We start from the raw sequence: 20,310 nt of genomic DNA, 5'->3' as shown, positions 1-20,310 counted from the left end.
ACAGGACAGGCTCCGCTCTTCGGGCCGCCGGTGGCGATTCCCGCCGGGACGGGACGCCGGGTGAGGAAGAACAGAAATCTCGGATCGCGTCCCTCCCGAGCGCTTGTCGCGGAGGATGACACCGGTCGTGCGTTCGCGGCGTCAGCGGGGAGAACAGCATGCGCAGCAGCGAGATCGGCACCGGTGACCGGCGGGTTCTGGTCGTCGTCTGCGGCAAGGGCGACGAGGCGGTGCGGAGCATCACCGATGCGGTGCGCGACCACGACATGGGCGCGGCGCAGGTGACCGCCGTGGGGGCCTTCTCCGACGCCGAGCTGGGCTGGTTCGACCGGCAGGAGCGCTCGTACCGGCGCATCCCGGTCGGCGAGCAGGTGGAGGTGCTGTCACTGATCGGTGACATCGCGACCCGCGGCGGGGCGCCCGAGCCGCACCTGCACGCGGTGCTCGGGCGCGCGGACGGCTCCACCGTCGGCGGTCATCTCCTGCGGGGCACCGTCTGGCCGACGCTGGAAGTGATCATCACAGCCGTGGCGGCCGAACTCGCCAAGCGCATCGATCCGGAGACCGGGCTGCCGCTGCTGACCCTGGACTAGTGCTGCGACGGTTCGACGACGGCCTGCCGCGGATGTATGGCGGGCAGCCGGATCCGCGCCGGGTCCGGCTTGCCTGTGCCTACCTCGGGCGCGTCCGGCGATGCCCTGTTCATATGGGCCGCTTCCCCGTCACCGCCGCGCTAAACGTCGCGGCGGCCCTCCGCGGGATCGGTCGTTCCGGTTCGAAGAATGCCAAACAGACATAGGCTGCTTCTCGACATCCCGATTCAGGACACCACCCCCGGACCAGCATGAATCACGTTCACGGGGGGAAAATGACCTTCAATCCACTGACCGAACGCGGCATCCCACTCGATAAGCAACTACGCAACTGGCGCGAGCTCGACGTGGCACCGCTGGATCCCGACGAGGTGGACCCGTACACGCAGTGCCGGGCGATCGTGATGAACGGCATCGAGGTCGAGTCGATCTTCTTCGGCCATCATCTCGACCGGTTCTGCCAGGACGTCGAACTGAAGCGGCAGCTCGCCTACATCCGCTACATCGAGGCGCAACAGCAGAAGGTGGTCAACTGGCTGCTGCCGCCGATCGCCAGCGTGCTGGAAACCACGATCGCGTACGAGCAGGTGGCGGTCGACCTCACCGCCTGGGTGGCGCGCAACGAACCCGATCCCTACCTCAAGCAGGCCTACGACTTTGGCGTACTGGAGGACTTCGACCACCTCTACCGGTACGCCAACCTGTTCGAGATGGTCGAGCGGCGCAAGGCGGAGAAGATCGTCGACCGGCTGACCGAGGTGATGCCGGGACGGCCGACGAAGATGCACCACCGGCACCCCGCCGACAACGTGCGCGACCCGTACGACAAGACCACGACCCACCCGCTGTCGAAACTGCACACACTCACCGTGCTCTCCGCCGAGCAGCAGACCATGAACTTCTACATGAACGTCGGCCCGCAGTACATGGAGCCGATCGCGCGCCAGCTCTACCAGGAGATCTGCCTGATCGAACAGGAGCACGTCACGCACTACGAGTCGTTGTGCGACCCGCGCGAGACCTGGTGGGAGCGGCTGGTCCTGCACGAATACAACGAGGTCTACCTCTACCACTCGTTCATGACGCAGGAGCCGGATCCGCGGGTGAAGGCGATCTGGGAGCTGCACCTGAACATGGAGCTGGAGCACCTGCGGGTGGCCTGCGACCTGATGCGCCGCCTCGACGGGCGGGAGCCGGAGGAGATCGTGGGCAAGGAACTGCCGAAGCCGCTGAAGTTCGAGCCCAACAAGGAATACCTTCGGCAACTGCTCACCACCGAGATCGATGTCACAACCCTCGGCTCCGGGTATGTGCGCGACGCGCATGAGCGCTTCAAGAAATTCCAGGAGCAGATCCACGGCGGCGAGGAGCCGCCGAGCGAGCGGGCGATGGACATGCACCGCGCGCGATTCGGCGGCGAGTACCGGATCGAGACCGAGGGGCCGCACCCCGACGAGAGGTTCCGCGCTCCGGCGGGTGAGGCGCGATGACCGGCAGCGGGAGCGGGAAGATTCTGCGGGTCGGTGGCGTCGACGTGGTCGACCTCCTGCTGGCCCAGCACGCGCAGATCGAGGAGTTGTTCCGCACGGTCCGCTCCGCACGGGGCGACGCGAAGCGCACCGCCTTCGAGGACCTCGTCCACCTGCTCGCCGTCCATGAGACGGCCGAGGAGGAGATCGTGCATCCGCTGGCGAAGACCAGCATCGACGCCGGGCCCGACGTGACCGAGGCGCGACTCGACGAGGAGCGCGAGGCCAACAAGCTGCTGATCGAGCTGATGGAGCTCGGAACCGAGTCGCCGCAATTCGATGCGCAGTTCGATGTTCTCCGCATGGCGGTGCTGCAGCACGCCCGGCGCGAGGAACGGTGGGAGTTCATGCAGTTGCGGGCGGCACGGCCGCAGGAGCAGCTCGCCGCGCTGGCCACGGCGGTGCGGGCCGCAGAGACGGCGGCTCCCCCGCGACCGATGCCCGGCGCCGCGCCGCCGAAGGAGCCGCCCGGCCCGCGCAGCGCGGTGATCGACAAGGTCCGGAACGCGATCCGGGAAGCCATGCAGAGCTGAGTTCCGGAGCACGGCCATGCGTAAGCGCGTCGTTTGCGGGCACCCCTGGCTCGACAGCGACACGTTCCGGAGGTAGGCGATGCCACAGAGCCCGGTGAAGGACAAGAACTATGACCTCGTCAGCATTCTGCAGCTGTCGTTGGAAAACGCCTGGCGGATGGAGAACTACATCAAGGACGCCGAGCAGGAGGGCGACGCCGAGCTCGCCGAATGGTTCCGAAAGATCCAACAGAACAGCCAGAAGGCCGGCGATCAGGGCAAGCAGATGCTGAAGAAGCGGTTGCAGACCGAGACTGCCTGACGATCAGCTGAGCCGGCCGGGCGGGTGGCCGCAGCTCTGCCGACGGCGATGCGTCTCCCGCCCCCCCTACCTCGCCCGCCCCTGTCGATCGTGCCCGCTTACCGTCCTTACCGGGTCAGCAAACGACCACGATCGTCGACGTGGCCGCGCCGTCACCGCCACGGCGACGGGACGGGGGCGCCGCGACCCGGGCGTCCTGCGCCGAGCCGAGGGTCGATGACGGTCAGCCCCCGAAAGACAGGGCGTCAACCGGGTCGGGGCAGGACGTCGTGTGTTCCAGATCAGTCGACATCACAACGGAGAGGCCGGCCGGATTGCCACGCCACACCGACACCTGCAGCTCGGCTACGGATGCTGGCGTCGGCTTGCAGAACCGGAAGGCACCTTCCGTCGGTAACTGCGGCGTTGCGATCAGCCGCCAACCGTCGGACCGCGCTACGGGCCCATAGAGGTCGGAAACCTCCCGCAGGGACAGCAGACGCTCGGTTTCGTACCGTCGATGAAGGCTCACTCCGTCATACGGGCCCCGGACTTCCTTGCCGACGGCGGGCGGGCGGCACGCTCCCACCGCTTTCGACTCTTCCACGAGCCTGCCTCCGGGCGGCGCGACGTTGTACAGCGGATCCGACCCATAGGCTGTCAACAGGTCGCTCTGGTGCTGGGGAGCGGTGCACCACAGGGGATTCTTCTTCAGCACAACCGCCGCCACGCCGCCCAGGAGCAGCACAACGAAGACGACCCCGAAAAGGCCCGTGCGGTACGCGCGCCGGAGCCGTCGCGTGACTTCATCCCGGTAACCCATCTGCTCTCCTGACCGGACGGCTCCGCCCCGCTCAAGCGCCTGACCGCCGGGCGCGAGGATGCGGTCGCGCTGCGAAGGCAGCGTCGGTGCGACGTGGAGCTGGACGGTACATCCTCAACCCGCGCCGGGACGTCGAAGGGGCACCACACGGTGATCCACTGGGGTTGGCTTCCACGATGCGGTGCGCGGAGAGCAGGAACGTGCCGGCGTACGCGTCGGTCGAGTCCATGTCACCGGTCGAGGTCACCGTTCCGTCTGCGTTGATGACGTAGTCGGTGACGAAGCCGTCCGCGTCCTGGTGCTTGCCGTACCAGGACAGCCACCGCCACGCTGCGTCTTGGTACTTGGCCTCACCAGTGACGGTTGAGGCGTCGACGAGCCCGATCGCGGCGAAGTTGGCCAGGTACGACCAGACTCGCTGCCGGTCGGCGTGGTGCGCGATCGCCCCGTCACCCAGCTGGCTGGTCAGAATCCAGTCGGCGAGCTCGCGGACCTCGGTGACCGAAGCCGGTCCTTTCGGCGTGGTGTCACGCTCCGGTGGGGTGGTCGCTTGGTCGGTGGACGTCGGTGCAGGGCGGGTGGAGCGCTTCGCCTCGGTGCGTGTGGCGGCCGCCGCTGGGGTACCCGCGGGCCGGTTGGCGGACACGCTCGTCGCGGGCGACGCCCCCGTGGCGCTTTCTGCGGAAGATGACGCGGACGGCAGGGCGGACGGTCCAGGGGTGGAAGGTGCGGCGGTGCAGCCGGCGAGCATCCGCAGCGCAACTGATCAGCGACAGGGGCTGGTGGGTGTGCCACCAGCCCCTGCTGATACTGCTATGCCGGTTTGGTCAGCACCATGGTCGCAGACGCGCCATGGGCGGCCTGGGTCAATTCCAGATCTGGGCGGAAGTCGGGTAATACACATCCGGTCGTTCCGCCGACGATGGAGTCGCATCGCAGACCGCCGCCAGGACCGTGGTAATCACCGTCGCGGGCGTGGTCATAGCCACGACAGTGCCAGCTCGGCGGCACGGGACAACCGCCGTGGCTGAACTGGGCGAGACCACGATCCAAGCAGGGGCGGAAGCACGAACGGACCGTCTTTGATGCGACCAACCGCGGCCGCATCACCGATTGGAGTCCAGTTCGTGCGCAGTTCCCTCTTCACGTCCGACAACCTTGAGCAGGACGCCACCCCGGGCGAATTCATGCTCCGGAACGACCAGCTGCTGAAGGTCACGCTCGCCGGCGACATGCTCGCACTGCAGGGCTCAATGGTCGCCTACCAGGGGCAGGTGACGTTCGCGCATGAAGGCTCCGCAGCCCCGTACCTACACAGACACCCGCGGCACCCACCGCGACGGCCGGAGCTGGTGCGAGCCTCCGCAGAGATGGTCGGTGTGGGATCAATCCCTGTCGAGGTAGGTGCGCAGATGCCGGGCGGTGAGCGAGTCGCCGTGGGCCACGAGATCGGCGGGTGTGCCCGTGAACACCACCCGACCGCCGTCCTGGCCGGCCCCCGGGCCGAGGTCGATGAGCCAGTCGGCGTGCGCCATCACGGCCTGGTGATGCTCGATGACGATGACCGTGTTGCCGTCGTCGACGAGCCGGTCCAGCAAGGCCAGAAGCTGGTCCACGTCGGCGAGGTGCAGGCCGGTGGTCGGCTCGTCCAGCACGTACGTCGTCGCCTTCTCCGCCATGTGGATGGCCAGCTTCAGCCGCTGCCGCTCGCCCCCGGAGAGCGTGGTGAGCGGCTGACCCAGACCGATGTAGCCCAGGCCCACGTCGGCGAGCCGGTCGAGGATGGTCCGGGCCGGGCCGGACGTGATGAAGTCACGCGCCTCCGTCACCGACATGCCGAGCACCTCGCTGATGTCCTTGCCGCCCAGCTTGTGGGTGAGCACCTTGGGTGTGAACCGCTTGCCCTCGCACTGCTCGCAGACGGAAGCGACCCCGGCCATCATGGCGAGGTCGGTGTAGACGACGCCGATGCCTTTGCAGTTCGGGCAGGCGCCCTCGGAGTTGGCGCTGAACAGGGCCGCCTTGACCCCGTTGGCCTTGGCGAAGGCGGCCCGGATCGGGTCGAGCAGCCCGGTGTAGGTCGCGGGGTTGCTGCGGCGGGAGCCACGGATCGCCGACTGGTCGACCATGACCACGCCCTCGCGGCGGGGAAGCGAGCCGTGGATCAGCGAGCTCTTACCCGAGCCGGCGACGCCGGTGACCACGGTCAGCACGCCGAGCGGGATGTCGACGGCGACGTCCTTCAGGTTGTGCAGGGTTGCGCCCGTGATCGACAGCTGTCCGGCGGGTTGGCGTACCTGGTCGCGCAGCCGGGCCCGGTGGTCCAGGTGCCGACCGGTCAGCGTGCCGGAGTCCCGGAGGCCGGCGACGTCACCGGTAAAGCAGACGTGCCCGCCGGCGGATCCCGCGCCGGGGCCCAGATCCACCACGTGGTCGGCGATCTCGATCATTTCGGGCTTGTGCTCGACGACGAGGACGGTGTTCCCCTTGTCGCGCAGGCGGAGCAGCAGGTTGTTCATCCGCTGAATGTCGTGCGGGTGCAGCCCAACTGTCGGTTCGTCGAAGACGTACGTGACGTCGGTGAGGCTGGAACCGAGATGCCGGACCATCTTCACCCGCTGCGCTTCGCCTCCGGACAGGGTGGCGGACTCGCGGTCCAGGCTCAGGTAGCCCAGGCCGATCTCGACCAGCGAGTCCAGCGTGTTGCGCAGGGCGGCCAGCAGCGGCCCGATCGAGGGGTCCTCGATCCGCTGGACGAAGCCGGCGAGATCACTGATCTGCATGGCCGCGCACTCGGCGATATTGCGACCGTCGATCGTTGAGGCCAGCGCCGCAGCATTGAGCCGGGCGCCACCGCAGGCTCCGCAGGTGGTGAACGTGACGGCCCGGTCGACGAACGCCCGGATGTGGGGTTGCATCGACTCGCGGTCCTTCGACAGGAAGAGGCGTTGCACCTTCACCACGAGGCCCTCGTAGGTGGTGTTCATCCCGCCGATCTTCATCTTGGTGGCGGGCTTGTGGAGGAAGTCCTCCCACTGCGTGGGGGTGTAGTCCTTGAGCTTGACGTCGGGGTCGAACAGGCCCGAGTCGGCCAGGCCCTTCCAGTACCACGAGTCAGGGGTGAAGTTGGGAACGGTGATCGCGCCCTCGTTGAGCGAGAGTTCGACATCCACGAGCTGCGAGATGTCGATCGTCGACACCCGGCCGAGTCCCTCGCACTCGGGGCACATGCCGTCCGGGCTGTTGAAGCTGAAGGCGGTCGAGGTGCCGACGTGGGGGTTTCCGACCCGGCTGAAGATTATCCGCAGCATGGTCTGGGCGTCGGTCGCGGTGCCGACCGTGGAGCGGGAGTTGGCGCCCATCCGTTCCTGATCGACGACGATCGCCGCACTGAGGTTGTGCAGCGCGTCGACGTCCGGTCGGCCGAGGCTCGGCATGAACGACTGGATGAACGCGGTGTAGGTCTCGTTGATCAGACGCTGCGACTCCGCGGCGATGGTGCCGAAGACGAGGGAGGACTTTCCGGACCCGGAGACCCCGGTGAAGACGGTGAGTCGGCGCTTGGGGATATCGAGTGAGATGTCGGCAAGATTGTTCTCCCTGGCCCCGCGCACCTCGATCACGTCGTGCCTGTCCGCGGCGGACCGCTGCCCCACCGTTGCCGGGACGCCCGGATCGGAACCCATACTGTCTCCCCCTGATATCTTTACGAGATAAGGAAATGCTCGGCGAGGTTACTTTACGGTATAAGGAGTTGCAAGTGGTCGTCTTTGCCGGGCAGGGCGATCCGCGTCGTTCCATGGCCCTGCTGTGGCGTGCCTCGGGTTCGCGGGAGGCGCGGACCGCTCCCGGACCCAAACCGGGCCTGAGCGTGGACCTGATCGTGGACGCGGCGATCACCGTCGCCGACGCGGACGGGATGGCGGGGCTGTCGATGCGGGCGGTGGGCGAGCGGCTCGGGCGTACCGCCATGGCGCTCTACACCTACGTGCCGAACAAGAGCGAGCTGATCGACCTGATGTACGACCGGGCGCTCGCCGAGCTGCCCACCGACTACGACCTGACGCCGGGTTGGCGGACGGCCGTGAGCTGCTGGGCCGAGGACCTGTGGGCCTTCTACCTGTGGCATCCGTGGGTGCTGCAGGTGTCGCAGGCACGACCGGTGCTGGGGCCCAATGAGTTCCTCGTCCTGGAGACGGTGACACGGATCCTCGCCGAGACCGGGCTCGAGGCCACCACGCTGCGGCGCATCGTCGGGACCCTGTTCCAGGTGGTGCGCGGGTCGGCCCTGATCGTCGTGGAAGCGCGGCAGGCCGCGACGGCGACCGGGGTGTCCGACGAGGACTGGTGGTTTCCCCGTTCCGCCCTGCTGGAGGAGATCGCGCCCGACTTCGCCGAACGGTTCCCGACGGTAAGCCGGCTCGAGAGTGACGCGCCTTCCGAGCCCGAGGACGAGACCACGCCTTACCTGGAACATCAGGCGAGGCAGACCTTTGAGGTCGGACTCACGGTGCTCCTGGACGGGATCGAGGCAACCATGGCACGGGCGGGGGTCTGACGACCGCTTCTGCGTCGCGGGGCCCGCGACGAGGTGCCGTCCGGTGATATCGCGACCGCTTCCGTCTCCTCGTCGTCGCCACCCGTTCGTCCCCCGGTCCGGTGAAACTGGGACACAGACGAATCGCGCGGCGCCGTTCGTCGATGAGACGTGGAGGTAAGCATGTTCGATGAGCTGTTCCCGATCCTGTCCACGCCTGATCTGACACGGGCACTCGGCTTCTACCGCGACCTGCTCGGCGGCACCGTGACGTACCAGTTCCCGCTGGATGGCGACCCGGGTTACGTCGCGGTGCAGATCGGTGGTTCGCATCTGGGCATCGGCCAGCAGGACCAGCCCGACGTCCTGGCGAACGATCGGGTCACGCTGTGGGTCTACGCGCAGGACTGCGATGCCGCGCTCGGCCGGCTGCGTGACGGCGGCGTGGAGGTGGTGCAGGAGCCCGTGGACCAGCCATGGGGCGAGCGGATGGCGACCGTTCTCGATCCGGACGGCAATCGCGTCATCGTCGCGTCGCGCGCAGCCGCCCAATGAACGGGTGCGGCGTACGCGCGGACGTGGCCATAGCGTGTCGGGTGGGTCCACGAGATATCGGGGAGAGTAAACGTGATCATCGTGTCCGGCAGGCTGTACGTCAGTTCCGACACCCGCGACAAGTACCTGGCCGGCTGCCGCACGGTCATCGAACAGGCGCGGGCCGCGCCTGGTTGCCTGGATTTCGTGCTGTCGGCCGACCCGATCGAACCAGATCGGATCAACGCGTACGAGCAGTGGGAGTCCGACGCGCACCTCGAACAGTTCCGCGGTGCGGGCCCCGAGCCCGATCAAGAGGCTGAGATCCACGACGCGCACGTGGCGAAGCACCGCATTTCCTCCACCGAGGCCCCCTGACACCGACCGGACGCGTGCACGCCCCGAGACCCTCCTGCGCGATCCCCGGTCACCGGGGTTCGCGGGCGCCACGACACCCATGGCCTCGGGCCGCCCGGTGCGGCGACCACAGCCGCCGCACCGGACATCACCCATTACCGACCGTCGACCGCGTTCCAGTCCACGAGTTGCACGATGACGCCGTTCGGGTCTCTCACCTGAAACGCACGCTCGCCCCATTCCTCGACGGTCAGCGGCATGGTGATGGGGACCCCCTCGGCCTGCAGGCGTGCCAACTCACCTTCGAGGTCGTCGACGACGAACGCGAGGATCACTCCACCGGCGTGGTCGTCGCGCTGATCTTCCGGGAGCGTCGCCAGGCCGCGTCGCAGGTAGATCACGTTCATTCCGGCGTCGTCACGCGACAGCGAGGCGAACCCGTCCGCGGCCATCGCCTCGCGGAAGCCGAAGTGGGTTGTCAGGAACGTGCTGGACGCGGCGACATCGTCCACGTTCAGCGACACAGCAGAAGAGCTGATCTTCATGGGTTCCTCCGGATCGGTACCACGCGCCGTGGGCAACTTCTCCGGCCATTATATCCGTACGCCGTACGGAGAACCACCCGGCGATAGTCGTCCAGAGCCGGTCGCGTCGCGCGGCCTCGCTCAGCGCGGTGGCCCTTCCGCCTCGAGCAGACGTCGGATCTCGGTGGCCGCGGAATGCTCCGGCGCGCGATTGAGAAACCGTCGCAGCGTCTCCCGGGCCAGCGGAGAGCCCGCCTCACGCCGTGCGAGCCCGAGCATGAGCAGCGTGTCCGGGTCGTCGGGACGGACCGCGAGCACCTGCTCGGCGACCCGCGCCGCCTCGGGGGCTTCGCCGGCGCGGATGAGCGCGAACGCCAACCGCAGCCGGAGTTGGTCGTCCGGCCGCCGGCGCAGCACGTCGCGGTAGAGCTCGACCGCGGCGGCGTACCGGCCCTGCTGCTCCAGCGACCGGGCGAGGGCCAGGTCGGCGGCGGCCGACGGAGCCGCGCGCGGTTGCTCTTCCGCCAGTCGGGGCCCGGCGAGCGCCACGCCGACCACCAGGGCGATCAGGCAGAGCGCGGCGAGGTTCCACGTCCGTTCCGCTCCGCGCCGCGATCCGGCGTCAACCATCGTCGCTGGCGTACGCGGACGGGTCCGCCGGCGCCGGGCGCGCAGCGCCAGCCCGAGGCCCCCGGCGAGCACGATCGCGGGTACGACCCAGAGCAGCAGCCCGACCCCACGGGGCTGGGGCGTGGCGAGCACCTCCGGTCCGTACCGTTGCACGAACCAGTCACGGATCTGCTCCGGGCTGCGCCCGGCGGCGACCTGCGCGGCGATCACGTCGCGCATCGCGGCGGCCATCGGCGACCGGGAGTCCGCCACCGACTCCCCCTGGCAGGCCGGGCAGCGAAGCCCGGCGCCGAGCTGCCTGGCCGGATCGGGCGCGGGCTGCCGGATCGATCGCCACATCGCGGCGCCGGCGCCGAGCGCGAGGAAGCCGATGATCACGAACACCACGACGCGCCGGCGGGTCATGGCGCCAGCAGCGGTGGTAGCCATCGCTCCAACCAGGCAGCCGTGATCGCCCCCTGGGCCCGCTGCCGCACACGCCCGTCCCGATCGACCAGAAAGGACTCCGGTACGCCGCGCACGCCCCAGCTGACCGCCGTGTCACCGCGCGGATCGGCGACCACGGTCAGCGTCCCGGCGCCGGTCTCGTCGAGCAGCGCGCGCGCCGCGTCCGGCCCGTCCCGCACATCCAGGCCCACCACTCGCAGCCCCCGTCCCGACCAACGGCGCTCCGCGTCGACCAGGAGCGGAAGTTCGGTACGGCAGGGCTCGCACCAGGAGGCGAAGACGTTCACGAGCACGATCTGCCCACGCAGGGCGGTCAGGTCGAAGTCGGCGCCGGCGAGGGTACGCCCGGTCAGCGCAGGCGCGGTCGTGCCCGACGCGACGGTGACCGGTTCGCCGACCGCGTCGGGCGGCGACCGGAGCGCCACCAGCAGCGTCAGCGCGAGAGCGCCGACCGCGAGCAGCGCCACCGCCGGCCAGAGAAACCGGCGAAGAACGCCGTTCACGCTCCGCTCCCCGCCCGCGCTGGGAGGGGCGGCTCGTCGTGCTCCGGTGATCCGCCCGGTGGCGCGTCGACCCGGGTGCCGCGCGACCCCGACCGCCGCCCCACCGCGAGCAGTCCGCCCAGCGCGGTGATCGCCGCTCCCGCCCAGATCAGGCCGATGAGCGGGTTGACGGCGAGCCGGAGCGTGGCGCGACGGCCGTCCGGGGCGACCGCGATCAACGTCGCGTAGATGTCCCGCGCGGGTGCGGACCGGATCGCGGGGACGCTCACCGTCATCTCCCGGGCGGGGTGGTACCGCAGCTCGGGGGCGGCTGCCCCGGCCGGGCGACCGTCGCGGACCAGTGCGAGACGGACCCGTACCCACATCCCGGCGTCCCCGCTGCGGCGCTCCACCGCGACCAGCCGCGCCGAGACCCCGTGCACCGTGATCGTGTCGCCGACGCCGATCTCCTGCTCGGTCGCGCTCGGGTAGGCCGAGGACGCGGCGACGCCGGCCGCGACCAGGGCTATGCCCGCGTGCGCGACCCTCCCGCCGTACGCCCGGCGGCGAACGACGAGTGTCTGCGCCGCTCCCCCGGCCCGCCGCGCGATGGCGCGCAGCCCGCCGGCAGGCCCCCGTCGATCAAGGACTTCGTCGTCGATCAAGGACGTATTCACACGATCGGAGATCGAACCGTGCGCATACTCCCTTGATCGACGGGGAGAGGTAGCGCGCGATCGGCGGGCAGGGATCGCGCCGGCGAGGATGAAGGCGGCGCAGCCGAAGGCGGCCAGCGCGGCGGGGCCGGGGCGGCTGAGCAGCCCTACGGCGGCGACCGTGCCCAGGCCCGCGCCGGCCGGCACGATCAGCCGCCGCGCCAGGGCGGCCGGCGTGTCGGCACGCCAGCGCAGCAGGGGGCCCACCGCCATCAGGACCAGCACCGCGATCGCCACCGGCACCGCGGCCCGATTGAAGTAGGGCGGTCCGACGGCAGCCCTGGTCCCGGTGACCGCCTGGGCGACGAGGGGGAAGACGGTGCCGGTCAGCACCACCGCGGTGAGCGTGGTGAGCAGAACGGCGTTGCCGAGGAACGCCGACTCCCGACAGAGCGGGGCGCCGATCGGCTCGCCGGGTGCGAGCCGCTCCGCCCGCCACCCGACGAGCGCGATCACGGCGACGGTGAGCAGCAGGACGAAGCCGAGCAGCATGGGTCCGAGCGGTGACTGGGTGAAGGCGTGCACGCTGGCGACCGCGCCGGAGCGGGTCAGGAAGGTGCCCAGCAGGACGAGGAGGAAGCTCGCGCAGGCGAGGGCGATGTTCCAGCCGGCGAAGATCGCTCGCCGACGCTGCGCCAGAGCCGAGTGCAGGAACGCCGTCGCGGTCAACCAGGGCAGCAGCGACGCGTTCTCCACCGGGTCCCAGGCCCAGTAGCCGCCCCAGCCGAGCACCGCGTACGACCACCATGCGCCGAGCGCGATGCCGGCGGTCAGCAGCGCCCAGGCGACCAGTGTCCAGCGTCGGACGGCGCGCAGCCATTGGTCTCCGCTGCTCCCGGCGAGCAGCGCGGCGACCGCGTACGCGAACGGGATCACCAGTCCGATGTAGCCGGCGTAGAGCAGCGGGGGGTGCAGCCCCATGGCCGGGTGCTGCTGCAGCAACGGGTTGGGGCCCGGCCCGTCGGCCGGAGTCGGCTGCACGGCGCGGAACGGGTTCGCGGCGAAGTATGTGAGGGCGAAGAAGAAGACCAGCACCGCGCTCACCACGGTCATCGCCCAGGGATGCAACTGCCGGGCGTGCGACGGCACCGCGCGGCCGAGCAGCCCGGCGTAGCTGCCGAGGATGAGCAGCCAGAGCAGCAGCGAGCCGTCCAGCGCGGCCCAGAGGCTGGTGATCGTGTAGTAGAGGGGCACGTCGCGACCGCCGTTCTCGGCGACGAAGCGCACCCCGAAGTCGTGGCGCAGCAGCGCCCATTCCAGTGCCGCACAGGTCAGCGCGGCGGCGGCCAGGGTGGCGATGGTCGCGATCCGGGCGTGTCGGCGGGCCGGCGACGACGGTGACGGGCCGCACGCGGCAGGGGCACGCTGCGCGACGCGCAACCAGAGCAGGGTCGCCGCGACCGCGCAGACCAGGCCGACCGCGAGCGCCGCCGTCCCGAGTTGCCCGATGACCGACTGCCCGCTCATCCCGGCGTCGGCTCTCCGCCGGCGTTCCGGCGCGCGCCCGTCCCGGCCGACTCCGCCCCGGCGGGCCGGTACTCGTTGCCGTGCCGGACCAGGACGGTGTCGGCGCGGAACACCGGCCCCGCGCCGAGAACCCCCTCGACAACGGCGTCCCGGCCCTCCCGGAACATGTCCGGCGGCGCTCCGCGCTGCACCACATCGATCTCGTGGCTGCCATCGGTCAGCCGGAAGCGGGTCTGCCCGCCGTCCTGCCGCAGTGTGCCCGGCACGACCCGGCCGCCGAGTCGTAGCCGCGCCCCCGCCGCGTCACCCCCGGCGAGCACTTCGCCGGGGGTGCGGTAGTAGGTCACGGTGTCCCGCAGGCCGGCCCCGACGAGCAGGCCGGCGCCGGCGAGCACGATCAGAACCAGGGTCGCGCGGGCGCGACGTCGCCGGCTCACCGCCCGCTCCACCAGGTGTAGCAGCCGCCGGTGGCCGCGCTGAGCAGAAGGCCGATGACGACCGCCGTCCAGCCGCTCATCGCGCGCCCGACCGCAGCGTGGGACGCCCCGCCGTGCGGCTCGCAGCGGCGGCTCTTTCCAGCGCGTCGACCCGGCGCAGGAACACCCAGGCGGCGCCGGTGGTGAAGGCCGCGACGCACAGCAGCAGCGCGATCCCCATCAGCAGGTCGATCGGGGGGCCGTGCACCGCGAGGATGGTCGCCGGCTGGTGCAGCGACCGCCACCAGACCACCGAGAAGTGCACGACGGGCACCAGGGCGAATCCGGCGACACCGAGGAACGCGGTGTGGGTGGCCGCGCGGTGTCGCGCGCGCTCCGAGTGGCCCGCGACGGGGCCGGCTCGACCGACGCACAGATATCCACAGTAGACTATGAGGAGCAGCGTGGTGCTGACGAGGCGGGGATCCCACGCCCACCACGCGCCCCAGGTGGCCTTCCCCCAGACGGCGCCCAGCGCGATGGCGAGGGCGGTGCAGCCGACCCCGATCTCCGCGGCCGCCCGGGCGTACCGGTCCCAGCGCAGGTCCCGTCGGGTGAGATAGGCCCCGCTGGCGAGCGCGACCACCGCGAACGCGGCGAACGCGGTCCAGGCGGCGGGCACGTGCAGGTACATGAGTCGCTGGGCGTCGCCCTGCGCCGCGTCCGTCGGCGCGACCACCAGACCCACGACCAGGCCGGCGCCGCCGAGCCCGGCGGTCAGCCACCCGAGCCCCCGCCGGTCGGCCTCCGTCGTCGAGCGCGATCGGTTCTCCGCTCGCATGATCGCCTCCTCCGCGGCTGCTGCGACCGCGGGCCGGCCCTTCCCGCGTACGTCGGGGGTAAACGTCGGGTGCCGGTATTTCCCGTGCGCCGCCGGGGTGTCGGCCGGGACGCGCGGAGACGACGGAATCCGCAGGTTTAAAGCGGCGGTACGGGGATAACGGCGGATCGCCCAGCGGCGGAAGGAGGTCGGATGCGGCGCGGATCCGGCAAATCCCCGCAGCGGCGCCTCGCGCTGCCGATCGCCGCCGTCGCGCTGCTGGCGCTGGCCGGCTGCGCGGGCGACGCTCCGTCGACTCTCAACCCGGCGGGCTACGGGGCGCGGCGGGTCGAAGGACTGTGGTGGCTCCTGTTCTGGATCTCCGTCGCGGTGTTCGTCGAAGTGATGGCGCTGCTCGCCTGGGCGTTGCTGCGTCGCCGCGGCCCGCGGACCCGGGTACGCCACGGTGACCCCACCCGGTTCGTGGCGGTCGCCGGGGCCGGGCTGCCCCTGGTGCTCCTGGTGACCGTCTACGGATTCGGTCTGCGTGACCTGGCAGCGCTCGGTGATCAGCCGGACCAGCCGGCGGTGACCGTCGAGGTGACCGGCCACAAATGGTGGTGGGAGGTGCGGTACGCGGGCAGCGCCGGCGCCACCGCGAACGAACTGCACGTGCCGGTCGGTGAGCCGGTCCGGGTGCGGTTGCGCACCGCCGACGTGCTGCACAGCTTCTGGGTACCGCAGCTGATGCCGAAGACGGATCTGATCGCGGGCAGGGTGAACGAGACCTGGCTGCGGGCGGAGAAGCCGGGTCGCTACCGGGGGCAGTGCGCGGAGTACTGCGGCCTGCAGCACGCGCACATGGCGTTGCAGGTGGTGGCGGAGCCCCGGGGAGACTTCGACGCGTGGCTGGCGCGGCTCTCCTCGGACGCCCCGGCGCCGCGGACCGAGGCGGAACGGCGCGGTCTGACGGTCTTCGAGCGCAGCGCGTGCGCCGCCTGCCACACCGTACGGGGCACCTCGGCGAACGGCACGGCGGGACCGGAGCTCACCACGGTGGGTTCGCGGTGGAGCCTCGGCGCCGGGACGCTCCCGAACGACCGTGGTCACCTCGGCGGCTGGATCGTCGACGCGCAGAACAGCAAGCCGGGCAACGCGATGCCGCCGCAGCCGGTTCCCGCGGCCGACCTGCCGGATCTGATCGACTTCCTGCAATCCCTGAAATAGTCGGAGGAGAAGCATGTCGGCGGTCGCCGAGCGACGCCCGGACGCGGAGCCGGAATCCGTGCACCGCCTCACGGAGCACTGGGGCGAGGCGCCGACGCTGCGCAGCTGGTTCAGCACGGTGGACCACAAGCGGATCGGCCGCCGCTATCTGGTGACCGCCGCGGTCTTCTTCACCCTGGCCGGGATCAGCGCGCTGGCGCTGCGCGCCCAGTTGGCCCGGCCGGAGGCGCGGCTGCTCTCGCCGCAGGAGTACAACCAGCTCTTCACCATGCACGGCACCGCGATGATCTTCCTCTTCGCCACCCCGATGCTCTTCGGGTTCGGAAACTTCCTGCTGCCGTTGATGCTGGGCTCCCGGGACATGGCGTTTCCCCGGCTCAACGCGTTCGGCTACTGGGTCTTCCTCTTCGCCGGCGTCGTGATGTGGGCCAGTCTCCCCGCTGGCGCGGCGCCCAACGGCGGGTGGTTCGCCTACGTGCCGCTGACCGAGCGGGAGCACACCCCCGGCGCGCATCTGGACGTCTACACACTGGGGCTGCTCTTCCTCGGGATCTCCACCACGGCGGGGGCGATCAACTTCATCGTGACCGCGCTGAAGCTGCGGGCGCCGGGCATGTCGCTCAACCGGGTGCCGCTCTTCGTGTGGGCGATGGTCGCCACCTCGTTCATGGTGCTCTTCGCGCTGCCCGCGTTGAATCTCGCCAACGCGCTGCTCTTCCTCGACCGGCGCTTCGGCACACACTTCTACGATCCGGGGGCCGGCGGCAGCGTCCTGCTGTGGCAACACCTGTTCTGGATCTTCGGGCATCCCGACGTCTACATCATCGTGCTGCCGGCGCTCGGCATCGTCTCGGCGATCGTGCCGACCTTCTCCCGCCGGGGCATCGCCGCCTACCCGCTGGTCGTGCTCTCGCTGGTCGCGATCGCGATCATCTCCTTCGGGGTCTGGGTGCACCACATGTTCGCTACCGGGCTGCCTCAGTTGTCGCTGAGCTTCTTCAGCGCCGCGAGCACCGTGATCACGATTCCGTCCGGCATCCAGATGTTCGCGTGGCTCGCCACCATGCTGCTCGGGCGGGTCGTCCTGCGGGTGCCGTTGCTGTTCGTGATCGGGTTCATCGTCACCTTCGTCATCGGCGGCGTCACCGGCGCGATGTTCGCGATAACCGCGTTCGACCGACAGGTCACCGACTCGTACTTCGTCGTCGCGCACTTCCACTACGTGCTCTTCGGCGGCGCGGTCTTCCCGATCCTCGCCGGGCTCTACTACTGGCTGCCGAAGTTCACCGGGCGACTGTTCAGCGAGCGGCTCGCCCGCTGGGCGTTCTGGCTGATCCTCGTCGGAATGAACGTCACGTTCTTCCCGATGCACCTCTCGGGTCTGCTCGGTATGCCCCGCCGGGTGTACACCTATCCGGCCGGCCTCGACTGGGATCCGTGGATGGCACTGTCCACCGTCGGTTCGTACCTCCTGGCCGTGGGGCTGCTGCTCGTCCTGGTCGGGATCGGGCACGCGCTGCGCCGGGGACCGGTCGCGCCGGCCGATCCCTGGGGCGGCGACACGCTGGAGTGGACGACCGCCTCCCCGCCCCGGCCGTACAACTTCGCCGTGGTGCCCGAGGTGTTCAGCCTGCACCCCGGCTGGGACGAGCGGACGCGGGCGTCGATCGCGGACGGCGCGACCGGGGAGCGGATCCTGGCGGACGGGCGACGCACGCCGTTGACGAGCGAGTTGGACGGCCGCTACGAACGTCCCGCGGAGATGCCGGAGCAATCGGTCCGGCCGCTGCTGGCCGCAGTCGGCCTGCTGGTCGCCGTCGTGGCGCTGCTCTTCGGCTGGTACCCGGTCGCCGGGGCGGGCGCATTGCTGCTCGCCGTGACGCTGGCGGCCTGGCTGTGGCCGGCCCTGCCCGGGGCGACGGAAGCGCGGGTGGCCCGGTGACGGAGGCTCTCATCGCGTCACCGGACGGCGGGGCGACCGGCCCGGCGGCACTCGCCACCGAACTGCCGCGCGGGCGCAGCCCCGGCTGGTGGGGGATGCTCCTCTTCGTCACCACCGAGGCGACGCTCTTCGCGGTGCTGCTCGGCAGCTACTTCTACCTCCGGTTCCAGGCCGCGGCGCAATGGCCGCCACCACGGACCGGCCCTCCCGAGCTCACGCTGCCACTCGTGATGACCGCGCTGCTGCTGCCCAGCAGCCTGCCGGTCATCTGGGCGGAACACGGCATCCGCCGCGGGCAGCGGTGGCGGCTGCGCCTGGGGCTCGCGCTCACCCTGCTGCTCGGTCTGGCCTTCGTGGGCCTGCTGCTGATGGAGTACGACGAGAAGCTCGCGAGCCTCACCGTCACCACCGACACGTACGGGTCGCTCTTCTACGTGGTCACCGGCTTCCACGGCCTGCACGTCACGGTCGGGCTGCTGATGCTGGCCTGGTTGCTGGCCGCGTCGACCGGCGGCAGGTTGGACGCCCGACGTCACGAGCCGGTCCGCCTCGTCGCGATGTACTGGCACTTCGTCGGCGCGGTCTGGGTCGCCGTCCTGTTCACCGTCTACCTGTCACCGCGGCTGTGATGGGCGTCGTCCGTACGCCCGACGCGCGCGCCCGGCGCCGCGGCGGACTGCTGCTCTGGTTCACCGCGTTCGGCGGCGCGGCGGCCTGGTCGGCGCACGCGCTGGCCGCCTGGAGCATCGACGAGCTGACCTGTGCGACGGGGCGCCGGGACATCGCGGGGGTACCGCTCGGCATCGCCCTCGTGTGCGCCACTGTCGCGCCGGCGGCGGTCACGGTGGTCGCGCTCGCGCTTGCCTGGCGGGCCTGGCGTCGCACGTCCGCCGGAGCCCGCAGCGGCGACCGGGGGGTGGAGCGGGCCCAGATGGTGGCGCTGATCGGCCTCTGGTCCAACGCGCTGTTCCTGACCATCATCCTGCTGGGGGCCGCGGCGGTCATGGTGTTCCCGCCATGCTAGGCCCGGGCCCCGCCATGGCGCACGGCCGCGGGACGGCCGCCGGGCTGATCAGCGTCGCGTTCGTCGTGCTGGTCGCCGCGCTCACCGCCGGGTACGGCCGGGGCGTGCACGAACTGTGGCACCGCCGGGGTCTCGGCGGGGTGCTGCCGTACTGGCGGGTCATGGCGTTCGTCGCCGGGCTCACCGTGCTCGTCGCGGCGCAGAGCGACGCCGTGCACGGCGTCGCGGAGCGCTCCTTCGCCGGCCACATGGGTCAGCACATGATCCTGCTCGTGCTGGCCGGCCCGCTATTGGCCGCCGGCGCGGCCGGCCTGCCCCTCACGCTGGCCGTGCCCCGGCGGCTGCGGCGCGGACTCACCCGCTGGCGCGCCGGCCGGGTCGGGCGCTGGTTACGCCGCCCGGCGGTGCTCGCGCTGGTGGCCGCCACCGCGCAGGCCGGCGTGCTGTGGAGCTGGCATCTGCCCGGGCCGTACCTGCTCGCCCTCGCCGACCCCGTCGTGCACGGCGCCGAACATGCCAGCCTCGCCGCGGCGGCGTGGCTGCTCTGGTCGCTCGTGCTCGGCGCCCGGCAGCACCGACTGAGCGGTCCGCTCGCGGTCCTGCTGCTGTTCGCCACGATGATGCCGGCCTCCGCGCTGGCCGCCGTGCTCACCTTCGCTCCGGCGCCGCTCTACCCGCACGGCGCGCTCGCCCCGGACGGCGGCGACCCGCTCGTCGACCAGCAGCTCGCCGGGCTGGTCATGTGGATCCCGATGGATGTGGCCGTCCTGGCCGTCGGGGTGGTGGTTTTTCTGGGCTGGCTGCGGCAGATCGAACGGACGACGCCGTCGCACCGGGACCTGCGCCCCGACGACGGGTTCATCGCGCAGGCGGAGGGGTGATCGCGTGATGAGGTGGAGACTGCCTCTGTTGGCCGGGCTGCTGACAGCCGGGCTCCTCCCCCAGGCCTGCGCGACAGTGCCGCCGCCACCTCCCCCGCAGGCGCCGGGCGGCAATCCGCAGCGCGGGGCGCAGCTCATCACGCGGTACGGGTGCGGAAGCTGTCACACCGTGCCCGGCATCCGGGGCGCGGACGCACTCGTCGGACCGCCATTGACGCACTTCGGCAAACGTACCTACATCGCCGGCGCGCTGATCAACAACGCGGACAATCTGCGCCGGTGGGTTCAGGACCCGCGGGCGGTGGAGGCCGGTACGGCGATGCCCGACCTCGGCGTCACCGCCGTCGACGCCGAGGACATCGCCGCCTACCTGTTGACACTGGAATGACGGCGACGGAGCCGACGGGGCGCTCCCCGAACGCCAGCTTCCCGACCCGTCCGGCGGCGCGTCGCCGCGTCGCCGGACGGCTGCTAGAATCTGCTGCTCACGCTCGGTCAGCGCGGCCTCGACCGGCGCCGCCGGCTCTGGTGTCTCCCACGGCGGCGCG

At 70.7% G+C, this 20,310-nt stretch carries 22 protein-coding genes; 13 read left to right on the top strand and 9 right to left on the bottom strand.

The window, feature by feature from the left end; genetic code table 11:
* The first annotated feature begins 158 nt into the window (after positions 1 to 158).
* The 4 genes from AB0J06_RS20675 to AB0J06_RS20660 all read left to right on the top strand — a co-directional run bounded on the left by AB0J06_RS20675 (position 159) and on the right by AB0J06_RS20660 (position 2,956).
* The gene (locus AB0J06_RS20675; RefSeq protein WP_357430571.1) at positions 159 to 593 is read left to right on the top strand and encodes a PPC domain-containing DNA-binding protein; all 435 of its coding nucleotides are present in this window, start codon (positions 159 to 161) and stop codon (positions 591 to 593) included.
* A 275-nt stretch (positions 594 to 868) separates the two neighbouring features.
* Positions 869 to 2,083, top strand: a complete 1,215-nt coding sequence (locus AB0J06_RS20670) for a hypothetical protein (RefSeq protein ID WP_357430570.1) — start codon at positions 869 to 871, stop codon at positions 2,081 to 2,083.
* Positions 2,080 to 2,655 carry a hemerythrin domain-containing protein gene (locus AB0J06_RS20665; protein WP_357430569.1) on the top strand — a complete coding sequence of 192 codons (576 nt, stop codon included), beginning with the start codon at positions 2,080 to 2,082 and terminating at the stop codon, positions 2,653 to 2,655. Before AB0J06_RS20670 ends, AB0J06_RS20665 begins: the two co-directional genes overlap by 4 nt.
* 79 nt (positions 2,656 to 2,734) lie before the next feature.
* Positions 2,735 to 2,956, top strand: a complete 222-nt coding sequence (locus AB0J06_RS20660; RefSeq protein WP_357430568.1) for a hypothetical protein — start codon at positions 2,735 to 2,737, stop codon at positions 2,954 to 2,956.
* 223 nt (positions 2,957 to 3,179) lie between these two features.
* On the opposite strand, the gene AB0J06_RS20655 is transcribed toward AB0J06_RS20660, so the two are convergent.
* From AB0J06_RS20655 to AB0J06_RS20645, 3 genes are all read right to left on the bottom strand, one after another.
* Positions 3,180 to 3,758: a hypothetical protein gene (locus AB0J06_RS20655; protein ID WP_357430567.1), complete on the bottom strand. Its 579-nt coding sequence runs from the start codon at positions 3,756 to 3,758 to the stop codon at positions 3,180 to 3,182.
* Positions 3,759 to 3,789: 31 nt separating this feature from the next.
* Positions 3,790 to 4,404, bottom strand: coding sequence for a hypothetical protein (locus AB0J06_RS20650; protein ID WP_357430566.1), 615 nt, complete (start codon positions 4,402 to 4,404; stop codon positions 3,790 to 3,792).
* A 739-nt stretch (positions 4,405 to 5,143) separates the two neighbouring features.
* Entirely contained in the window at positions 5,144 to 7,444 is a 2,301-nt protein-coding gene (locus tag AB0J06_RS20645; protein WP_357430565.1) for an excinuclease ABC subunit UvrA, read from the bottom strand.
* Between the two features lie 74 nt (positions 7,445 to 7,518).
* On the opposite strand from AB0J06_RS20645, the gene AB0J06_RS20640 reads away from it, so the two are divergent.
* From AB0J06_RS20640 to AB0J06_RS20630, 3 genes are all read left to right on the top strand, one after another.
* Positions 7,519 to 8,316: a TetR/AcrR family transcriptional regulator gene (locus AB0J06_RS20640; RefSeq protein ID WP_357430564.1), complete on the top strand. Its 798-nt coding sequence runs from the start codon at positions 7,519 to 7,521 to the stop codon at positions 8,314 to 8,316.
* Between the two features lie 162 nt (positions 8,317 to 8,478).
* Positions 8,479 to 8,850 (top strand): glyoxalase superfamily protein, encoded by a 372-nt coding sequence (locus tag AB0J06_RS20635; RefSeq protein WP_357430563.1) that lies wholly within the window; start codon positions 8,479 to 8,481, stop codon positions 8,848 to 8,850.
* A 72-nt stretch (positions 8,851 to 8,922) separates the two neighbouring features.
* Positions 8,923 to 9,207, top strand: coding sequence for an antibiotic biosynthesis monooxygenase family protein (locus tag AB0J06_RS20630; protein ID WP_357430562.1), 285 nt, complete (start codon positions 8,923 to 8,925; stop codon positions 9,205 to 9,207).
* A 134-nt stretch (positions 9,208 to 9,341) separates the two neighbouring features.
* On the opposite strand, the gene AB0J06_RS20625 is transcribed toward AB0J06_RS20630, so the two are convergent.
* From AB0J06_RS20625 to ccsA, 6 genes are all read right to left on the bottom strand, one after another.
* A complete protein-coding gene (locus tag AB0J06_RS20625; protein ID WP_357430561.1) occupies positions 9,342 to 9,731 on the bottom strand; it encodes a VOC family protein in 390 nt (129 codons plus the stop codon).
* A 120-nt stretch (positions 9,732 to 9,851) separates the two neighbouring features.
* A complete protein-coding gene (locus tag AB0J06_RS20620) occupies positions 9,852 to 10,745 on the bottom strand; it encodes a cytochrome c-type biogenesis protein CcmH (RefSeq protein ID WP_357430560.1) in 894 nt (297 codons plus the stop codon).
* Positions 10,742 to 11,290 carry a TlpA disulfide reductase family protein gene (locus AB0J06_RS20615; RefSeq protein ID WP_357430559.1) on the bottom strand — a complete coding sequence of 183 codons (549 nt, stop codon included), beginning with the start codon at positions 11,288 to 11,290 and terminating at the stop codon, positions 10,742 to 10,744. Before AB0J06_RS20615 ends, AB0J06_RS20620 begins: the two co-directional genes overlap by 4 nt.
* Positions 11,287 to 13,452 (bottom strand): cytochrome c-type biogenesis CcmF C-terminal domain-containing protein, encoded by a 2,166-nt coding sequence (locus AB0J06_RS20610; RefSeq protein ID WP_357430558.1) that lies wholly within the window; start codon positions 13,450 to 13,452, stop codon positions 11,287 to 11,289. Before AB0J06_RS20610 ends, AB0J06_RS20615 begins: the two co-directional genes overlap by 4 nt.
* Positions 13,449 to 13,889, bottom strand: coding sequence for a cytochrome c maturation protein CcmE (locus AB0J06_RS20605; RefSeq protein ID WP_357430557.1), 441 nt, complete (start codon positions 13,887 to 13,889; stop codon positions 13,449 to 13,451). Before AB0J06_RS20605 ends, AB0J06_RS20610 begins: the two co-directional genes overlap by 4 nt.
* Positions 13,890 to 13,965: 76 nt before the next feature.
* Positions 13,966 to 14,709 carry a cytochrome c biogenesis protein CcsA gene (ccsA, locus tag AB0J06_RS20600; RefSeq protein ID WP_357430556.1) on the bottom strand — a complete coding sequence of 248 codons (744 nt, stop codon included), beginning with the start codon at positions 14,707 to 14,709 and terminating at the stop codon, positions 13,966 to 13,968.
* Between the two features lie 192 nt (positions 14,710 to 14,901).
* Here ccsA and coxB point away from each other — a divergent pair, with 192 nt between their 5' ends.
* From coxB to AB0J06_RS20570, 6 genes are read left to right on the top strand one after another with little or no spacing between them, the layout of a single operon-like run.
* On the top strand, positions 14,902 to 15,915 hold the full coding sequence (gene coxB, locus AB0J06_RS20595) for a cytochrome c oxidase subunit II (RefSeq protein ID WP_357430555.1): 1,014 nt from the start codon (positions 14,902 to 14,904) through the stop codon (positions 15,913 to 15,915).
* Between the two features lie 13 nt (positions 15,916 to 15,928).
* A complete protein-coding gene (gene ctaD / locus AB0J06_RS20590; RefSeq protein WP_357430554.1) occupies positions 15,929 to 17,857 on the top strand; it encodes a cytochrome c oxidase subunit I in 1,929 nt (642 codons plus the stop codon).
* Positions 17,854 to 18,486 carry a heme-copper oxidase subunit III gene (locus AB0J06_RS20585; protein WP_357430553.1) on the top strand — a complete coding sequence of 211 codons (633 nt, stop codon included), beginning with the start codon at positions 17,854 to 17,856 and terminating at the stop codon, positions 18,484 to 18,486. The genes ctaD and AB0J06_RS20585 overlap by 4 nt, the downstream gene beginning before the upstream one ends.
* The gene (locus AB0J06_RS20580; RefSeq protein WP_357430552.1) at positions 18,486 to 18,881 is read left to right on the top strand and encodes a hypothetical protein; all 396 of its coding nucleotides are present in this window, start codon (positions 18,486 to 18,488) and stop codon (positions 18,879 to 18,881) included. Before AB0J06_RS20585 ends, AB0J06_RS20580 begins: the two co-directional genes overlap by 1 nt.
* Positions 18,875 to 19,762, top strand: coding sequence for a cytochrome c oxidase assembly protein (locus AB0J06_RS20575; protein WP_357430551.1), 888 nt, complete (start codon positions 18,875 to 18,877; stop codon positions 19,760 to 19,762). Before AB0J06_RS20580 ends, AB0J06_RS20575 begins: the two co-directional genes overlap by 7 nt.
* A 7-nt stretch (positions 19,763 to 19,769) precedes the next feature.
* Complete coding sequence (locus tag AB0J06_RS20570; protein WP_357430550.1) at positions 19,770 to 20,150, top strand: c-type cytochrome; 381 nt, start codon at positions 19,770 to 19,772, stop codon at positions 20,148 to 20,150.
* Positions 20,151 to 20,310: the final 160 nt, after the last annotated feature.

It is taken from the genome of Micromonospora sp. NPDC049679 (assembly GCF_040659735.1).
GTDB lineage: Bacteria > Actinomycetota > Actinomycetes > Mycobacteriales > Micromonosporaceae > Micromonospora_I.
The sequence above is the reverse complement of the archived record's forward strand: the minus strand, read 5'-3'. Positions and strand labels throughout refer to the sequence as shown.

What these genes read in the sequence shown, in the direction of transcription:
- AB0J06_RS20570 (WP_357430550.1), top strand. Translation starts at nt 19,770, where the DNA reads ATGAGGTGGAGACTGCCTCTGTTGGCCGGGCTGCTGACAGCCGGGCTC.
- ctaD (WP_357430554.1), top strand. Translation starts at nt 15,929, where the DNA reads ATGTCGGCGGTCGCCGAGCGACGCCCGGACGCGGAGCCGGAATCCGTG.
- AB0J06_RS20580 (WP_357430552.1), top strand. Translation starts at nt 18,486, where the DNA reads ATGGGCGTCGTCCGTACGCCCGACGCGCGCGCCCGGCGCCGCGGCGGA.
- AB0J06_RS20575 (WP_357430551.1), top strand. Translation starts at nt 18,875, where the DNA reads ATGCTAGGCCCGGGCCCCGCCATGGCGCACGGCCGCGGGACGGCCGCC.
- AB0J06_RS20610 (WP_357430558.1), bottom strand. Translation starts at nt 13,452, where the DNA reads ATGAGCGGGCAGTCGGTCATCGGGCAACTCGGGACGGCGGCGCTCGCG.
- AB0J06_RS20645 (WP_357430565.1), bottom strand. Translation starts at nt 7,444, where the DNA reads ATGGGTTCCGATCCGGGCGTCCCGGCAACGGTGGGGCAGCGGTCCGCC.
- AB0J06_RS20670 (WP_357430570.1), top strand. Translation starts at nt 869, where the DNA reads ATGACCTTCAATCCACTGACCGAACGCGGCATCCCACTCGATAAGCAA.
- coxB (WP_357430555.1), top strand. Translation starts at nt 14,902, where the DNA reads ATGCGGCGCGGATCCGGCAAATCCCCGCAGCGGCGCCTCGCGCTGCCG.
- AB0J06_RS20655 (WP_357430567.1), bottom strand. Translation starts at nt 3,758, where the DNA reads ATGGGTTACCGGGATGAAGTCACGCGACGGCTCCGGCGCGCGTACCGC.
- AB0J06_RS20665 (WP_357430569.1), top strand. Translation starts at nt 2,080, where the DNA reads ATGACCGGCAGCGGGAGCGGGAAGATTCTGCGGGTCGGTGGCGTCGAC.
- AB0J06_RS20625 (WP_357430561.1), bottom strand. Translation starts at nt 9,731, where the DNA reads ATGAAGATCAGCTCTTCTGCTGTGTCGCTGAACGTGGACGATGTCGCC.
- AB0J06_RS20620 (WP_357430560.1), bottom strand. Translation starts at nt 10,745, where the DNA reads ATGACCCGCCGGCGCGTCGTGGTGTTCGTGATCATCGGCTTCCTCGCG.
- AB0J06_RS20660 (WP_357430568.1), top strand. Translation starts at nt 2,735, where the DNA reads ATGCCACAGAGCCCGGTGAAGGACAAGAACTATGACCTCGTCAGCATT.
- AB0J06_RS20635 (WP_357430563.1), top strand. Translation starts at nt 8,479, where the DNA reads ATGTTCGATGAGCTGTTCCCGATCCTGTCCACGCCTGATCTGACACGG.
- ccsA (WP_357430556.1), bottom strand. Translation starts at nt 14,709, where the DNA reads ATGCGAGCGGAGAACCGATCGCGCTCGACGACGGAGGCCGACCGGCGG.
- AB0J06_RS20675 (WP_357430571.1), top strand. Translation starts at nt 159, where the DNA reads ATGCGCAGCAGCGAGATCGGCACCGGTGACCGGCGGGTTCTGGTCGTC.